Source organism: Kineococcus rubinsiae, assembly GCF_011839805.1.
GTDB classification, from domain to species: domain Bacteria; phylum Actinomycetota; class Actinomycetes; order Actinomycetales; family Kineococcaceae; genus Kineococcus; species Kineococcus rubinsiae.
Window position 1 is genome coordinate 1 of record NZ_VWPY01000052.1, and the last position, 14970, is coordinate 14970.

9 protein-coding genes are annotated in these 14970 nt (G+C 73.1%); 3 read left to right on the forward strand and 6 right to left on the reverse strand.

What is annotated here, in order from left to right; all coding sequences use genetic code 11:
- Positions 1-35: 35 nt before the first annotated feature.
- Genes glgB through F1544_RS18700 form a run of 4 tightly spaced genes read right to left on the reverse strand, consistent with a single transcriptional unit; the run spans position 36 to position 7645 of the window.
- The gene (gene glgB / locus F1544_RS18685; RefSeq protein WP_167587637.1) at positions 36-2234 is read right to left on the reverse strand and encodes a 1,4-alpha-glucan branching protein GlgB; all 2199 of its coding nucleotides are present in this window, start codon (positions 2232-2234) and stop codon (positions 36-38) included.
- A 37-nt stretch (positions 2235-2271) separates the two neighbouring features.
- Positions 2272-3678, reverse strand: coding sequence for a maltokinase N-terminal cap-like domain-containing protein (locus F1544_RS18690; RefSeq protein ID WP_208972181.1), 1407 nt, complete (start codon positions 3676-3678; stop codon positions 2272-2274).
- Positions 3675-5453, reverse strand: a complete 1779-nt coding sequence (gene treS / locus F1544_RS18695) for a maltose alpha-D-glucosyltransferase (protein ID WP_167587663.1) — start codon at positions 5451-5453, stop codon at positions 3675-3677. The genes F1544_RS18690 and treS overlap by 4 nt, the downstream gene beginning before the upstream one ends.
- 17 nt (positions 5454-5470) lie before the next feature.
- On the reverse strand, positions 5471-7645 hold the full coding sequence (locus tag F1544_RS18700; protein ID WP_280114933.1) for an alpha-1,4-glucan--maltose-1-phosphate maltosyltransferase: 2175 nt from the start codon (positions 7643-7645) through the stop codon (positions 5471-5473).
- Between F1544_RS18700 and glgP the strand changes: the two genes are divergently transcribed.
- Positions 7635-10199, forward strand: coding sequence for an alpha-glucan family phosphorylase (gene glgP / locus F1544_RS18705; RefSeq protein ID WP_167587638.1), 2565 nt, complete (start codon positions 7635-7637; stop codon positions 10197-10199). The genes F1544_RS18700 and glgP overlap by 11 nt on opposite strands.
- A gap of 74 nt (positions 10200-10273) precedes the next feature.
- On the opposite strand, the gene add is transcribed toward glgP, so the two are convergent.
- On the reverse strand, positions 10274-11257 hold the full coding sequence (gene add, locus F1544_RS18710; RefSeq protein WP_167587639.1) for an adenosine deaminase: 984 nt from the start codon (positions 11255-11257) through the stop codon (positions 10274-10276).
- 60 nt (positions 11258-11317) lie between these two features.
- Between add and F1544_RS18715 the strand changes: the two genes are divergently transcribed.
- Complete coding sequence (locus tag F1544_RS18715; protein WP_167587640.1) at positions 11318-11881, forward strand: TetR/AcrR family transcriptional regulator; 564 nt, start codon at positions 11318-11320, stop codon at positions 11879-11881.
- 13 nt (positions 11882-11894) lie between these two features.
- Here the strand turns inward: F1544_RS18715 and F1544_RS18720 are convergent, their stop codons facing one another.
- Positions 11895-13301, reverse strand: coding sequence for an NtaA/DmoA family FMN-dependent monooxygenase (locus tag F1544_RS18720; protein WP_244309144.1), 1407 nt, complete (start codon positions 13299-13301; stop codon positions 11895-11897).
- A gap of 440 nt (positions 13302-13741) precedes the next feature.
- Here F1544_RS18720 and F1544_RS18725 point away from each other — a divergent pair, with 440 nt between their 5' ends.
- Entirely contained in the window at positions 13742-14830 is a 1089-nt protein-coding gene (locus F1544_RS18725; RefSeq protein ID WP_167587642.1) for an ABC transporter substrate-binding protein, read from the forward strand.
- The last annotated feature ends 140 nt before the right edge of the window (positions 14831-14970 follow it).

The window sequence follows — 14970 nt, forward strand, 5'->3', positions numbered from 1 at the left end:
CCGTCGTCGTCTGTCTGGTCTGCCGGTGGGCCGGGTCAGGCGTCCGGCACGAGCCAGGTGACGCCCAGCGGCGGCACCCGCAGCTGGACCGACTGCTCCTGGCCGTTCCAGGCGACCGCCTCGGCGGTCAGCGGCCCGGTGTTGACGACGCCGGAGCCCGCGAACTCCTCGGCGTCGGTGTTCAGCAGCTCGCGCCAGGTGCCCCCGGTGGGCAGGCCCACGCGGAAGTCCTCGTACGCAGCGCCGGAGAAGTTGCAGATCGCGACCAGCGGCGTGCCGTCGGTGGAGAACCGCGCGTAGGACAGCACGTTGCGCAGGTTGTCGCCGCCGTCGATCCACGAGAAGCCGCTGCTGTCGAAGTCGTTCGACCACAGCTCCGGGCGCGCCTTGTAGGTGGTGTTCAGCGCCGTGACCAGGCGCTGCAGGCCCTGGTGCCACGGGGTGTCGAGCAGCCACCAGTCCAGCGAGCGGCTCTCCGACCACTCCGCCTCCTGGCCCAGCTCGGCGCCCATGAACAGCAGCTGCTTGCCGGGGTGGGACCACATGTACGCGAGGTAGGCGCGGACGTTGGCGAGCTGCTGCCAGCGGTCACCGGGCATCTTGCGGAGCAGGGAGCCCTTGCCGTGCACGACCTCGTCGTGCGAGATCGGCAGCGTGAAGTTCTCCGTGAACGCGTAGACGAGGCTGAACGTGAGCTCGCCGTGGTGGTACTGCCGGTTCACCGGGTCCTGCGAGACGTAGGCCAGCGAGTCGTGCATCCAGCCCATGTTCCACTTCAGGCCGAAGCCGAGGCCGCCGCCGCTCGTGGGGGCCGTGACGCCCGGGAACGCCGTGGACTCCTCGGCGATCATCATGATGCCGGGCGTGCGCTTGTAGGCCGTGGCGTTGGCCTCCTGCAGGAAGCCGATGGCCTCGAGGTTCTCGCGGCCGCCGAAGACGTTGGGCTCCCACTGGCCCTCCTCGCGGGAGTAGTCCAGGTAGAGCATCGACGCGACGGCGTCGACCCGCAGGCCGTCGGCGTGGAACTCCTCCAGCCAGTACAGCCCGCTGGCCACGAGGAAGTTGCGGACCTCGCTGCGGCCGAAGTCGAAGACGTAGGTGCCCCAGTCCATCTGCTCGCCGCGGCGGGGGTCGCCGTGCTCGTACAGCGGCGTGCCGTCGAAGCGGCCCAGGGCGAACTCGTCCTTGGGGAAGTGCCCGGGCACCCAGTCGAGGATGACGCCGATGCCCGCGCGGTGCAGCGCGTCGACGAGGTGGCGGAAGTCGTCGGGGGACCCGAAGCGCGAGGTGGGCGCGAAGAAGCCCGTGACCTGGTAGCCCCACGAGCCGCCGAACGGGTGCTCCATGACGGGCAGGAACTCGACGTGGGTGAAGCCCGAGCTCTTGACGTAGTCGACGAGCTCGACCGCGAGCTGCTGGTAGCTCAGCCCTTGGCGCCAGGACCCGAGGTGGACCTCGTACACCGAGACGGGACCGGCGTGCGGGTCGCTGGCCGCGCGGGCCGTCATCCACTCGGCGTCGGACCACTCGTAGGAGGACTCGGTGACGACCGACGCCGTGGCGGGCGGGACCTCGGTGGCCTGCGCCATCGGGTCGGCCTTCTGCCGCCACTGCCCGTCGGCGCCGAGGATCTCGAACTTGTAGCGCGAGCCGGCGCCGACGCCCGGGAGGAAGATCTCCCAGACGCCCGAGGAGCCCAGCGAGCGCATGCCCTCGGTGCGGCCGTTCCAGTGGTTGTGGTCGCCGACGACGCGGACGGCCTGCGCGTTGGGCGCCCACACCGCGAAGGACGTGCCCTGGACGGGGCCCAGCGGGCCCTCCCAGCGGTGCACGTGCGCGCCGAGGACGTTCCACAGCTCCTCGTGGCGGCCCTCGCCGATGAGGTGCAGGTCGACCGAGCCGACGGTGGGCAGGAAGCGGTACGGGTCGTCGAGGACGTGCGGCTCGCCGCCGGGGTAGGTGACCTCGAGGCGGTAGTCCTCGACGGTCGCGTCGGGCTGGACGCCGACCCAGACGCCGTCGTACTCGTGGACCAGGGGCACGCGGGTGCCGTCGGCCGTGGTCACGGCGACGCTCGCGGCGAAGGGCTTCAGCGTCCGGTAGGTGACGCCGCCCTCGTGCGGGTGCGCGCCCAGGACGGAGTGCGGCGACCAGTGTGCGCCGGCCGCGACCCGGGCCAGTTCGCCGGTGTCGACGGGGGCGGGGGCGGGTGGGGTCGAACTGGTGCTCGGCATGACGATCAGTCTCCCGTGCTCGGGTGTGCCTCGCCCGTCAGGCGAGCAGGCGGTGGACGGCGTTGAGGGGGATGGGCAGCCAGTCGGGGCGGTTGCGCGCCTCGTAGACGGCCTCGTAGAGGGCCTTGTCGAGCTCCAGGGCGCGCAGGAGGACCTCGGCGGCCGACCCGGGCGTGCGCGCCTCGACGCCCGCGACGGCCGCGTAGCCGTCCAGGAACGCCGTGCGGCACGCCTGCGACCAGCGGGCGGCGGCGTCGCCCTCGCCCGTGGAGGCGGCGTAGTCGAAGGAGCGCAGCATGCCCGCGACGTCGCGCAGGGCGAGGTCGGGGTCGCTGCGCTCGGCCAGGGGGCGCAGCGGCTCGCCCTCGAAGTCGAGCAGGACCCAGCCGCGGGCAGCCGAGTGCAGCACCTGCCCGAGGTGGTAGTCGCCGTGCACCCGCTGCAGGTCCGGCGCGCCGGCGACGTGGCGGACGGCGTCGAGGTGCCCGCGGGCCGCGTCGGCGCTCGGGGCGAGCTGCGGCACGGCCGCGACCGCCCACGCGAGGCGGTCGAGGAGGCCGTCGGCCAGGGCGCCGAGGCGCTCCGGCGTGGCGGCGACCGTGGGCAGCTCGGCCGCGAGGACCGAGTGCACCTCGGCGGTCGCCCGGCCGAGCTCGGCGGCCTCGGCGGAGAAGTCGCGGCCCTCCGCCACGGCGGCCGTCGCGACCCGCCACGCGTCGGAGGAGCCGGCCAGGAACTCGGTCAGGTGGGCGAGGTGCCCGACGGCGAGGCTGCCGTCGGGGGCGGTCCACTGACCGTCCACCCAGCCCGCGGGCCGGGGCACCCGCGCGCAGCCGGCGGCCGCGAGGGCGGTCTGCACGACGACGTCGGGGTTGTCGCCCGCGTTGAGGACGCGGAAGACCTTGGCGATCAGGGGCGTCGCGCCCTCGTCGGCCTGCACGACGATCGAGGTGTTCGACTGCTCGCCGCTGAGGACCTTGGTGCGGTGACCGGCGGGCACGGGCAGCCCGCCGTCGGCGCTGGCGCCGTGCGCGCCGAAGGTCGCCGAGCCGGCGCCCTCCTCCGCGGCCACGAGGGTCAGCAGGGCGCGCGTCCAGGTCGGGTCGTGCGGGCCGTCGTAGACCCAGGCGGGGGAGCCGTCGCCGCCCGCGAGCTGCCCGGCCCCCAGCTGCCCGACGAGCGCGTGCTGCAGCGCCTCGTCCGGGGCGTGCCGGAACGTCAGCGGCACCTGGTAGACGGTGCTGGTGACGTCGTCGCCCTCGCCCGAGGCGACGGTGAGCGCGAGCAGCTGCGCGACGCCGGACTCGTCCAGCGGTGCGCGCTCGACGCGCAGCACCCGCGCCGAGGCGCCCTTGTGCGCGTACCAGCGCTGGCGGGGCGCCCAGTCCAGCAGGAGCTGCGCCAGCGGGGAGTCGGCGGCCTCCGCGACCGCGGCGCCGCTCACGCCCCACCCGCGAGCTTGAGCCAGTAGAAGTCCCGGGAGCCCAGCGTCAGCGTGAGGCCGGCCTCGGCGTCGACGTCGGGGAACGCCGCGCCGCCGAAGAGCGAGCGGACCTTGGCGCCCGCGTGGCCGGGCATGCGCAGGGTCGCGGACTGGGGGTGTTCGGAGAGGTTGTTGACGCAGAGCACGGTCTCCCCCTCGGTGTCGTTGGTGGCGGGCAGCACCCGCAGGAACGCGAGCACCGCCTCGTTGTCGCAGTAGCCGTCCTCGGGCCGCTCCGCGGGGACGTCCAGAACTGCCTCGAGGGACTGCTCGCCCGCGGTCAGCCCGCCGTCGTCGCCCGGGTGCCGGCTGGTCAGCGGGTAGTAGTCGCCGCGGCCGAAGACGGGGTGCGCCCGCCGCACGGCCAGGACGGCCCGGACCCAGTGCAGCAGTGACGAGGACGTCGCGAGCTGGGCCTCCACGTTGACCGACTGGTAGTTGTAGACGAGCGACTGCACGGTCGGCAGGTACAGCTTGCCGGGGTCGGCCGAGGAGAAGCCCGCGTTGCGGTCCGGCGTCCACTGCATCGGCGTGCGCACGGCGTCGCGGTCGTCGAGCCAGATGTTGTCGCCCATGCCGATCTCGTCGCCGTAGTACAGGCAGGGGCTGCCGGGCAGGCTGAGGACGAGGGCGTGGATGAGCTGGATCTCGGGCCGGGAGTTGTCCAGCAGCGGCGCGAGGCGCCGGCGGATGCCGATGTTCGCGCGCATGCGGGGGTCGGGGGCGTACCAGCCGTACATGGCGGCGCGCTCCTCCGTCGTCACCATCTCGAGCGTGAGCTCGTCGTGGTTGCGCAGGAAGGTGCCCCACTGCCCGCTGGCGACCGGGATGTCCGGTGTGGCGGAGAGGATGTCGGTGATGGGCGTGGCCCGGCCCTCGCGCAGCGAGTAGTACAGCCGCGGCATCACGGGGAAGTGGAAGCACATGTGGCACTCCGGCTCCTCCTCCGTGCCGAAGTACTCCACGACGTCGAAGGGCCACTGGTTCGCCTCAGCCAGCAGGACGCGGCCGGGGAACTCCGTGTCGACCATCTTCCGCAGCCGGCGCAGGAAGGCGTGCGTCGCGGGGAGGTTCTCCCCGTTCGTGCCCTCCTCCTCGTAGAGGTACGGCACGGCGTCGAGCCGGAAGCCGTCGATGCCCATGCCCATCCAGAAGCGGACGGTGTCGAACATCGCCTCCTCGACCTCGGGGTTGTCGAAGTTGAGGTCGGGCTGGTGGGAGAAGAACCGGTGCCAGAAGTACTGCCGGCGCACCGGGTCGAACGTCCAGTTCGACGTCTCGGTGTCGACGAAGATGATGCGCGCGTCGGCGTACTTCTCGTCGGTGTCGCTCCACACGTAGAAGTCGCCGTAGGGCCCGTCCGGGTCGCTGCGGCTGGCCTGGAACCACGGGTGCTGGTCGCTGGTGTGGTTCATGACCAGGTCGATGATGATGCGGATGCCCCGCTGGTGGGCCTCCTGCACGAGGCGCTGGAACTCCGGCATGGTGCCGAACTCCGGGAGCACCGCGTTGTAGTCGGAGATGTCGTAGCCGCCGTCGCGCAGCGGGGAGGCGAAGAAGGGCGGCAGCCAGAGGCAGTCGACGCCCAGCCACTGCAGGTAGTCCAGGCGGTCGATGAGACCGGAGAAGTCGCCGCTGCCCGAGCCGTTGGAGTCGGAGAAGGCGCGCACGAGCGCCTCGTAGAAGACGGCGGTCTTGTACCACTGGGGGTCGTTCTTCAGGCCGGGGCCGGCCATGCCACGGGTGTCCACGGTCAGCGGCTCCTGACGTGCAGCACGTGCGCCGGCTCGGTGTAGGGGTCCAGGCGCACGTAGTCGTGCTCGCCCCACTCGAACGTCGCACCGGTGATCAGGTCGGTGACCTCGAAGCGGTCGTACCACTCCCGCCCGATCGCGGCCATGTCCAGGTGCACGGTGGTCTCGCGCGCCGCGTGCGGGTCGAGGTTGACCACGACGATCACCAGGTCCTCGACCTCGGCCCCGTCGGGACCGGTCGTCACGTGCCGGCGCGAGAACGCGAGGAAGTTCTCGTCGTCGGTGGCGTGGAACGTGGTGCCGCGCAGCTGCTGCAGCGCCGGGTGGGCGCGGCGCACGGCGTTCAGCCGCCGCAGGTAGGGCGCGAGGCTCCAGCCCTCGGCCTCGGCGCGGGCGAAGTCGCGGGGGCGGTACTGGTACTTCTCGTTGTCCAGCTGCTCCTCCGCGCCCGGGCGGGCGGCGTGCTCCACGAGCTCGTAGCCCGTGTAGATGCCCCAGGACGGCGAGAGCAGCGCCGCGAGCGCCGCGCGCAGCTTGAAGACGGGCGGGCCGCCGTACTGCATGGTCGGCGTGAGGATGTCGTGCGTCGTCGGCCAGAAGCTCGGCCGCATGTAGTGCGCGGACTCGGTGGTCAGCTCGGTCAGGTACTGCCGCAGCTCCCACGCCTCGTTGCGCCAGGCGAAGTAGGAGTAGGACTGCTGGAAGCCGACCTTGGCGAGGGTGTGCATCATCGCCGGGCGCGTGAAGGCCTCCGAGAGCCACACGACCTCGGGGTGCTCGCGGTTCACCTCGCCGATGAGCCACTCCCAGAACTCCACCGGCTTGGTGTGCGGGTTGTCGACGCGGAAGAGCGTGACCCCGTGCGCGATCCACAGGTCGACCACGCGCTTGACCTCGGCGTAGATGCCCTCGGGGTCGTTGTCGAAGTTGAGCGGGTAGATGTCCTGGTACTTCTTCGGCGGGTTCTCCGCGTAGGCGATGGTCCCGTCGACGCGGGTCGTGAACCACTCCGGGTGGGAGGTGACCCACGGGTGGTCCGGCGCGCACTGCAGCGCCAGGTCGAGGGCCACCTCGAGGCCCAGCTCGCGGGCGCGCGCCACGAAGGCGTCGAAGTCGTCGAAGGTCCCCAGGTCGGGGTGGATCGCGTCGTGCCCGCCCTCGGCGGAGCCGATGGCGTAGGGCGAGCCCGGGTCGAGCGGGCCCGCGACGAGGGAGTTGTTCGGCCCCTTGCGGTTGATCGCACCGATGGGGTGGATGGGCGTCAGGTAGGCGACGTCGAAGCCCATGTCGGCGATCGCGGGCAGGCGCTCGGCGGCCGTGGCGAAGGTGCCCGACGTCCAGCGGCCGGTCTCCTCGTCGAAGGTCGCGCCCTCCGAGCGGGGGAAGAACTCGTACCAGCTGGTGCTCATGGCGAGGACGCGCTCGACGCGCAGGTCGTAGGTGCGCGAGCTCGACAGCATCTCGCGCACGGGCAGCCGGTCCAGCGCCGCGTGCACCTCCGGCGTCAGGCCTGCGGCCAGGCGCTCGGCGTCGCCGGCCGCGGTGTCGCGCAGGTGGTTCGCCGCGGCACCCAGCACCCGGGTGCCCTCGGGGTCGCGGCCCTCCTGGGCGGCGGCGCGCTCCAGCAGCCGGGCCCCCTCCTCGAGCATGAGGGCGACGTCGACGCCGGCGGCCACCTTGATGGTCGCGTCGTGCTCCCAGGTGCCGTACGGGTCCGACCACCCCTCGACGCGCAGGCCCCACGGGCCCGGCGCGTCCGGGACCAGGACGGCCGCGTAGCGGTCCGTCCCGGGCACGGTGAGCGTCATCCGCGCGCTGTCGCCGACGCTGCCGTCGGGTCGCACGAGGACGGCGGTCGCCGCGACGGCGTCGTGGCCCTCGCGGAACACGGTCGCCCCGACGGGGACCTGCTCGCCGACCACCGCCTTCGCCGGCCATCGTCCGCCGTCCACGACGGGGCTCACGTCCAGCACGGGGATGCGTCCCACCTCGCTGGTCCGCTGCCGGCCCACCGCGAGGGGCGCCTGAGGTGCTGCACGTCCGGTCCGCTGCTCCTCGGTCGTCACGTGCGGCAACCTACCGAGGACTGGGGCAGAAGTCGCGACGTGATCGACGGGTGGGAAGAGCCCCGGGGAGGCGGTCCCCGCACTAGCCTCGCTCCTCGTGAGAGCCATCCGCCGCTTCACCGTCCGCACCGTGCTCCCCGCGCCCCTGGCGCCCCTGGGGGAGCTCGCCAGCAACCTGCGCTGGTCGTGGCACAAGCCCACGCGCGACCTCTTCGAGTCGATGGACCCGACGGCCTGGGTCGCCGTCCACCGGGAACCCGGAGCCCTGCTGGGTGCCCTGAGCACCGACGCCCTGGAGGCCCTGGCGGGCGACGCGACGTTCGTCGCGCGCGTGCAGGCGGCGCACGCCGACCTGCAGGCCTACCTGTCGCGACCGGGCTGGTACTCGACCCTGGGCGAGGCGGCCCCGGCGGCGGTGGCGTACTTCTCGATGGAGTTCGGCATCACCGGTGCGCTGCCGCAGTACTCCGGCGGGCTCGGCATCCTCGCGGGCGACCACCTGAAGTCGGCCAGCGACCTGTCCGTGCCCATCGTCGGGGTCGGCCTCTTTTACGCGACGGGCTACTTCAAGCAGTCGCTCTCGCGCGACGGCTGGCAGCAGGAGACCTACCCGGTCCTGGACCCCGACGGGCTGCCGCTGTCGCAGCTGCGCGAGGCCGACGGCAGCCCCGCGAAGGTCCACGTCGACCTGCCCGGCGGGCGCCGCATCGTGGCCCACGTGTGGAAGGCGCAGGTCGGGCGGGTGCCCCTGCTGCTGCTGGACTCCGACGTGGAGGAGAACGACGAGGCCGCCCGCAGCGTCACCGACCGCCTCTACGGCGGCGGCGGTGAGCACCGGCTGCAGCAGGAGCTGCTGTGCGGCGTCGGCGGTGTCCGCGCCCTGCGCCTGTGGTCGCGCCTCACCGGCGCGCCGGAGCCGGAGGTCTACCACACCAACGAGGGCCACGCGGGCTTCCTCGGCATCGAGCGGATCAGCGAGCACGTCGCGCGCGGCCTGAGCTTCGACGAGGCGCTCGAGGCCGTCCGGGCCGCCACCGTCTTCACGACGCACACCCCCGTGCCGGCGGGCATCGACCGCTTCGGCCGCGACCAGATCGAGCTGTACTTCGGGCCGGACAACGCGCTGGCGGGGGTCCCGGTCGACCGGATCCTGGCGCTGGGCGCCGAGACCTACGAGGGCGGCGACCCGGGCGTCTTCAACATGGCCGTCATGGGCCTGCGCCTCGCGCAGCGCGCCAACGGGGTCTCGCAGCTGCACGGGGCCGTCAGCCGCGGCATGTTCGACGGGCTCTGGCCGGGCTTCGACGCGCCCGAGGTCCCGATCTCCTCCATCACCAACGGCGTGCACGCGCCGACCTGGGTCGCGCCCGAGGTCATCACCATGGGCAAGCAGTACATCGGCGCGGGCCTCGTGGGTGCGGGGGAGGGCTTCGAGAAGGTCGACCAGGTCCCCGACGAGGAGATCTGGCGGACCCGGCGCGTGCTGCGCGCCCGCCTCGTCGACGACGCCCGCCGCCGCCTGAAGCTGTCCTGGCTGCAGCGCGGGGCCAGCGAGGCCGAGCTGGCCTGGACCAAGGACGTGCTCGACCCGGACGTCCTGACCATCGGCTTCGCCCGCCGCGTCCCGACGTACAAGCGGCTGACGCTCATGCTGCGCGACCCCGAGCGGCTCAAGGCGCTGCTGCTGCACCCCGAGCGGCCCGTGCAGCTCGTCATCGCCGGCAAGTCCCACCCGGCGGACGAGACCGGCAAGCGGCTCATCCAGCAGATGGTGCGCTTCGCCGACGACCCCGAGGTCCGCCACCGCATCGTCTTCCTGCCGAACTACGACATCACCATGGCGCTGTCGCTGTACCCGGGCTGCGACGTCTGGCTGAACAACCCGCTGCGGCCCTTCGAGGCCTGCGGCACCTCCGGCATGAAGGCCGCGCTGAACGGCGGCCTGAACCTGTCGATCCTCGACGGGTGGTGGGACGAGTGGTACGACGGCGGCAACGGCTGGGCCATCCCGACGGCCGACGGCGTCGACGACGCCGACCACCGCGACGACCTCGAGGCGTCGGCGCTGTACGACCTCATCGAGAACTCGGTCGCGGCCCGCTACTACGACCGCGACGAGCGCGGGCTGCCCGCCCGCTGGCTCGAGATGGTCCGCCACACCCTCGCCTCGCTCGGGCCGAAGGTCCTCGCGAGCCGCATGGTGCAGGACTACGTGCAGCAGCTCTACGTGCCCGCCGCGGTCGCGGGGCGGGCCGCGACGGCCTCGGGCGCCGGGGCCGCGAAGGACCTCGCGGCCTGGAAGAGCCGCATCCGGTCGCAGTGGTCGACGGTGCGGGTGGACCACGTCGAGTCCTCCGGCGTGGGCGACTCCGCGCAGGTCGGCGACGTCGTGCACGTGCGGGGGTTCGTGACCCTCGGGGGCCTCGCGCCCGACGACGTGCAGGTCCAGGTCGTGCACGGCCGGGTCACCGAGTCCGACGAGATCCGCTCCACCGGGACGGTGACGCTGCGCCACGCCGAGAGCTTCGACGACGGCCGGCACCGCTACGAGGGCGAGATCACCCTGCGCCAGACCGGCCCGTTCGGCTACACGGTGCGGATCCTGCCGCAGCACACCGGGCTCGCGACGCCCGCCGAGCTGGGGCTGGTCGCGAACGCCTGAGGAGGGCACCGGGGCCCTCCGCGCAGCGACGACCGCTGCGCGGGGGGCCCTCGCACGTCCCGGCGGACCGGGGGTCAGGCCGGGGCGGCGAGCCAGGCGTCGACCGCGGCGACCTGCGTGGCGATGAGCTCCGCGGGGGCGGCCGCGGCCTCCAGCGAGGTGCGGGCCACGCCCGCGAGCTGCTCGTCGCTCAGGCCGAGCACGGTGCGCGCCGTCTCGTACTCCTCCAGCAGCCCGGGGCCGAACAGCAGCGGGTCGTCGCCGTTGATGGTGCACCGCACGCCCGCCTCCAGCAGCGCGGGCAGGGGGTGCTGCCCGATCTCCGGCACGACGAACAGCTCGACGTTCGAGGTCGGGCACACGTCCAGCACGACGCCCTCGGCGGCCAGGCGCTCCACGAGCGCCGGGTCCTCCACGGCCCGCACGCCGTGCTGGATGCGGCGGGCGCCCAGCAGGTCGATGGCGTCCCGGACGCTGTCCGGGCCCAGCAGCTCCCCGGCGTGCGGGGTGCTGACCAGACCGCCCTCGCGGGCGATCGCGAAGGCGCGCTCGAAGGGGGCGGGCGGGAACAGCGACTCGTCGGAGGCGAGCCCGAAGGAGACGGCCCCGCGGCCCACGTAGCGGACGCCGACGCGGGCCAGCTCCTCGGCGGCCTCGGGCGGGGCGTCGCGCAGCGCGCACACCATGAGCCCGAACCCGATGCCGAGGCGGTCCGCCTCGGCCTGCCCCTCGGCGATGACGAGCTCGAGCACCTCCTCGACGCTGCCGAAGCGGGGCACGTAGAACATGGGGTTCATCTGCGCCTCGATCCACACGGCGCCGGACTCGGCCGCGTCGGCCACTACCTCGCGCGTGATCCGGGCGAGCTGGTCGGGCGTGCGCAGGAAGGCCACCGCGTCGCGGTACATCCCGCCGAACTCGGCGAACGACGTGAAACCGCGCGTCGCGGGCGCCGCCTCGCCCGCGGTGGTGGCGAAGTCGGCCAGCGTCGCGGGGCGCATCGCGCCCTCGAGGTGCAGGTGCAGGTGGGCCTTGGGCAGGTCGAGCAGGGTGCGCACGGGGTGCTCCGGACTCTCGGGTCCCCTCGGGGACGGGGTGGGCGTCGCTACGGTGGTCGCGTGGACGAACGGGACCGGTTGCTGCACCTCGTCGCCGACCACGTCCTCGACCACGGGGTGACCTCGCTGACGCTGCGCGGCCTCGGCCGCGCCACGGGGTCGAACAACCGCATGCTGTTGTACTACTTCGGCAGCAAGGAGGCCCTCGTGGGGGAGGCCCTGCAGGCCGTCGGCCGCGAGCGGTTCCCCACCTTCGAGTCCGCGTGGACGCGGCTGGCGGCGGGCTCGGAGCCGCTGCGGCCTGCGCTGCAGCAGGTCTGGGACGCGATCGCCGACCCGGCGAACCTCGACTTCTGCCGGTTGTTCTTCGAGGTGTTCGGGCAGGCGGCCCGTTCCCGCGAGGGGTACGGGGAGCTGCTGGGCGAGATCGCCGACTGGCAGCGGCCGGCCGTCGCGCGGCTGCGCCGCGAGGGTCTCGACGCGCGTACCGCCCAGGCGCGCGCCACGGAACTCGTGGCGCTGTGGCGGGGCCTGCAGATGACGCTCATCGCCACCGCGGACCCCGCGCACGTGCACCGGGTGCAGGCCGAGGCGCTCGACGCGTTCTGCGCCCGCTGCCGCTGACGCGGGGAACCGCTCACACGCGGGCCAGGGGCACGTGGCGCGCCCCCGGGTGGTCGGGGGACAGGTGCGCCGACGTGCCGTCGCCGAGGCGCTCGCGCAGGGAGCCGGAACCCGCGGACCGGTCCTCCTCGCGCAGCAGCCGCCCACGGCGCTGCAGCTCCGGGACGACGAGCTCGCAGAACGCGTGGTGGTCGGCGGGGGAGAAGATCGCCTCGAGCAGGAACCCGTCGACACCCGTGGCGTCCATGATCTCCTCGAGCTGGTCGGCGACCTCGACCGCGTCGCCGACGACCGTGAACCCCCGGGTGCCGCGCCCGCGCAGCTCGGCGAGGACCTCCCGCACCAGCGGGGTGGTGCCGTCGGGCCGGCGGAACCGGTCGATGTTGCTCTGGCCCATCTGCCCCACGCGCGGGTCGGCCCCGGCGTCGTCGGTGATCTGGCTGAGCGGGCGGTCGGGGTCCAGCGCCAGCAGGTCGATGCCGGTGTTGCCGGCGTAGATGATCGCGGCGACCTCGTCGGTCTGCATGGCCTCGAACTCGGCGCGCTTGGCCAGCGCCTCCTCGTGGGTCGTTCCGACCGTGACGGTGGCGCCCACCAGGACGACGATCGACTCCGGGTCGCGGCCCGCGGCGCCCGCGCGGGCGCGCAGGTCGGTCACGTTCGCGGCCGTGTGGGGCAGCGACGTGCCCTGCACGAAGATGCACTCGGCGTTGCCCGCGGCGAACTCCCGCCCGCGCGCGGAGCTCCCGGCCTGGAAGAGCACCGGGGTGCGCTGCGGCGAGGGCGGCACGGTGAAGTAGCCCGACGTGGAGTAGTGCGCGCCCGCGTGCTCGATGCGGTGCAGCCGGTCCGGGTCGGCGTAGACGCCGGCGGCCTTGTCCTCGCGCAGCGCGCCGTCCTCCCAGCAGCCCTCCCACAGCTGCAGGCAGAGGTCGAGGAACTCCTCGGCCATCTCGTAGCGCGTGTCGTGCGCGACCATCGCGGTGTGCCCGAACAGCTGGGCGATCGTGTCCTGCGACGCGCCGGTCACGACGTTCCAGCCGATCCGCCCGCCCGTGAGGTGGTCGAGGGTGGCGAAGCGCCGGGCCATCGCGACGGGGTGGTCGATCCCCGTCGAGGAGGTGACGACGAAACCGATCCGGGACGTCTCCCGCGCCAGCACCGGGATGAGGAGCATGGGGTCGATGCCCGAGAAGTTCAGGCCGTCGCGCGCGGCCGCCGCGGGGAGGTCGCCGTCGCGGGAGGGGTAGCCGTAGCCGTCGGCGAAGAACAGGAAGTCGAAACCCGCGGCCTCGAGCAGCTGCGCGACCGCCACCCAGTGGTCGGGGTCGCGGTAGTGCAGCGAGTCGCTCGTCGGGTGCGACCAGCTCAGCGTGCCGCCGACCTGCGGGCCGGCGACCTCGAACACGCCCAGGTGCATCCTGCGCACGGGTCTCCCTCTCCTGCGGCCGCGGGGCCGCCGTCCTGCTGCGGGTGAACCGAGTGGTTCACCGGGGACCACGAGGACACCACACCCACGTTGCGTCCACGTAACACCGCCCGTTCTCACCCGGCGGGAACCCCGGCCGGGCGCACCGGTGACCCCGTGGTGACGGCCCGCGAGCGCAGCGCCCGCCCGGGTGACGGGCCGGCGGAGTTTTCCGACCCGCAACACGGCAGGAGCCCGTGTAACACGCCGTTCACGCGCCCGGAACGCCCGCGCTGCGCACGGGTGGTTCAGTGGCGACCGCAGACGCTTCCCGCCCCACCGCACCAGCCACGCGGGCGCTCCCGCTCGCCACGGAGCCGGCCCCGCGACCGCCCCCCACCCGCCACCGCACCGGCCCCCGCCGGGCGGGGCCCGTCCCACCGGAGCAGCCGATGAACCGCCACGACCGCCGCACCTTCCTGCGCACCGCCGGCGCCGGAGCCCTCGGCCTGGCCGGGCTCGGCACCCTGGCCGCCTGCGGCGACGACGACGCGAGCTCCTCCACGGGGTCGGGGGAGTCCTCCGGCGGCGGCTTCGGCGAGATCTCCGTGCAGCTGTCCTGGATCAAGAACATCGAGTTCGCCGGCGAGTTCATGGCGGACTCCAAGGGCTACTACACCGAGGCGGGCTTCTCGAAGGTCAACCTCCTCGCGGGTGGTGCCGCGGGCACGTCCGCCGAGGCGCTCGTCGTCTCCGGCAAGGCCCAGGTCGGCCTGTCGTCGCCGACCCTGACGGCCCCGGCCATCGTCAACGAGGGCGCCGAGCTGAAGATCATCGGCACCACGTTCCAGAAGAACCCGTTCTGCCTCGTCTCGCTGCAGGAGAAGGTCCCGGTCGCGACCCCGGCGGACCTCGCGGGCAAGCGCATCGGCGTCCAGACCGGCGGCAACGAGGTCATCTTCAAGGGCTTCTGCACGGCCAACGACATCGACGAGTCGAGCTTCACCGTCGTCCCCGTGCAGTACGACCCGTCGGTCGTGGCCAGCGGTGACGTCGACGCGTTCATGGCCTACATCACCAACGAGCCGATCCTGCTCGCCGGCCCGGGCGCGACGCCGGTCGTCCTGAGCTTCGCCGACAACGGCCTGCCCTTCGTCGCGGAGACGTTCACGGTGCTGCAGTCCACGATCGACGAGGAGCGGGACATGCTGAAGGCCTTCCTCAAGGCCGAGATCAAGGGCTGGACCGACGCCGTGGCCGACCCGGCGGCCGCCGCGACGCTCGCCGTCACCGACGCGCGCTACGGCAAGGACCAGGACCTCGACGTCGAGGAGCAGACCAAGGAGGCCGCGGCGCAGAACACGCTGATCGTCTCCGACGACACCAAGGCCAACGGGCTGTTCACCATGACCGACGCGCTGATCGCCGAGAACATCCAGGCGCTCGAGGTCGTCGGCGTGAAGATCACCGCGGAGGAGCTGTTCGACCTCACGCTCCTGGCGGAGGTCTACGAGGAGAACCCCGACCTCATCACCGGCTGACCCCACCACCGGCCGACCGGCCGCCCGCACCCCCACCCGACGAGAAGGGCCCGCCCGTGTCCCAGGACACCTCCCCGGCAACCGCCACCACCGCCGCCGCGACCGCGGTGCTCTCGGCGACCACGGACCCCTCGCGGCAC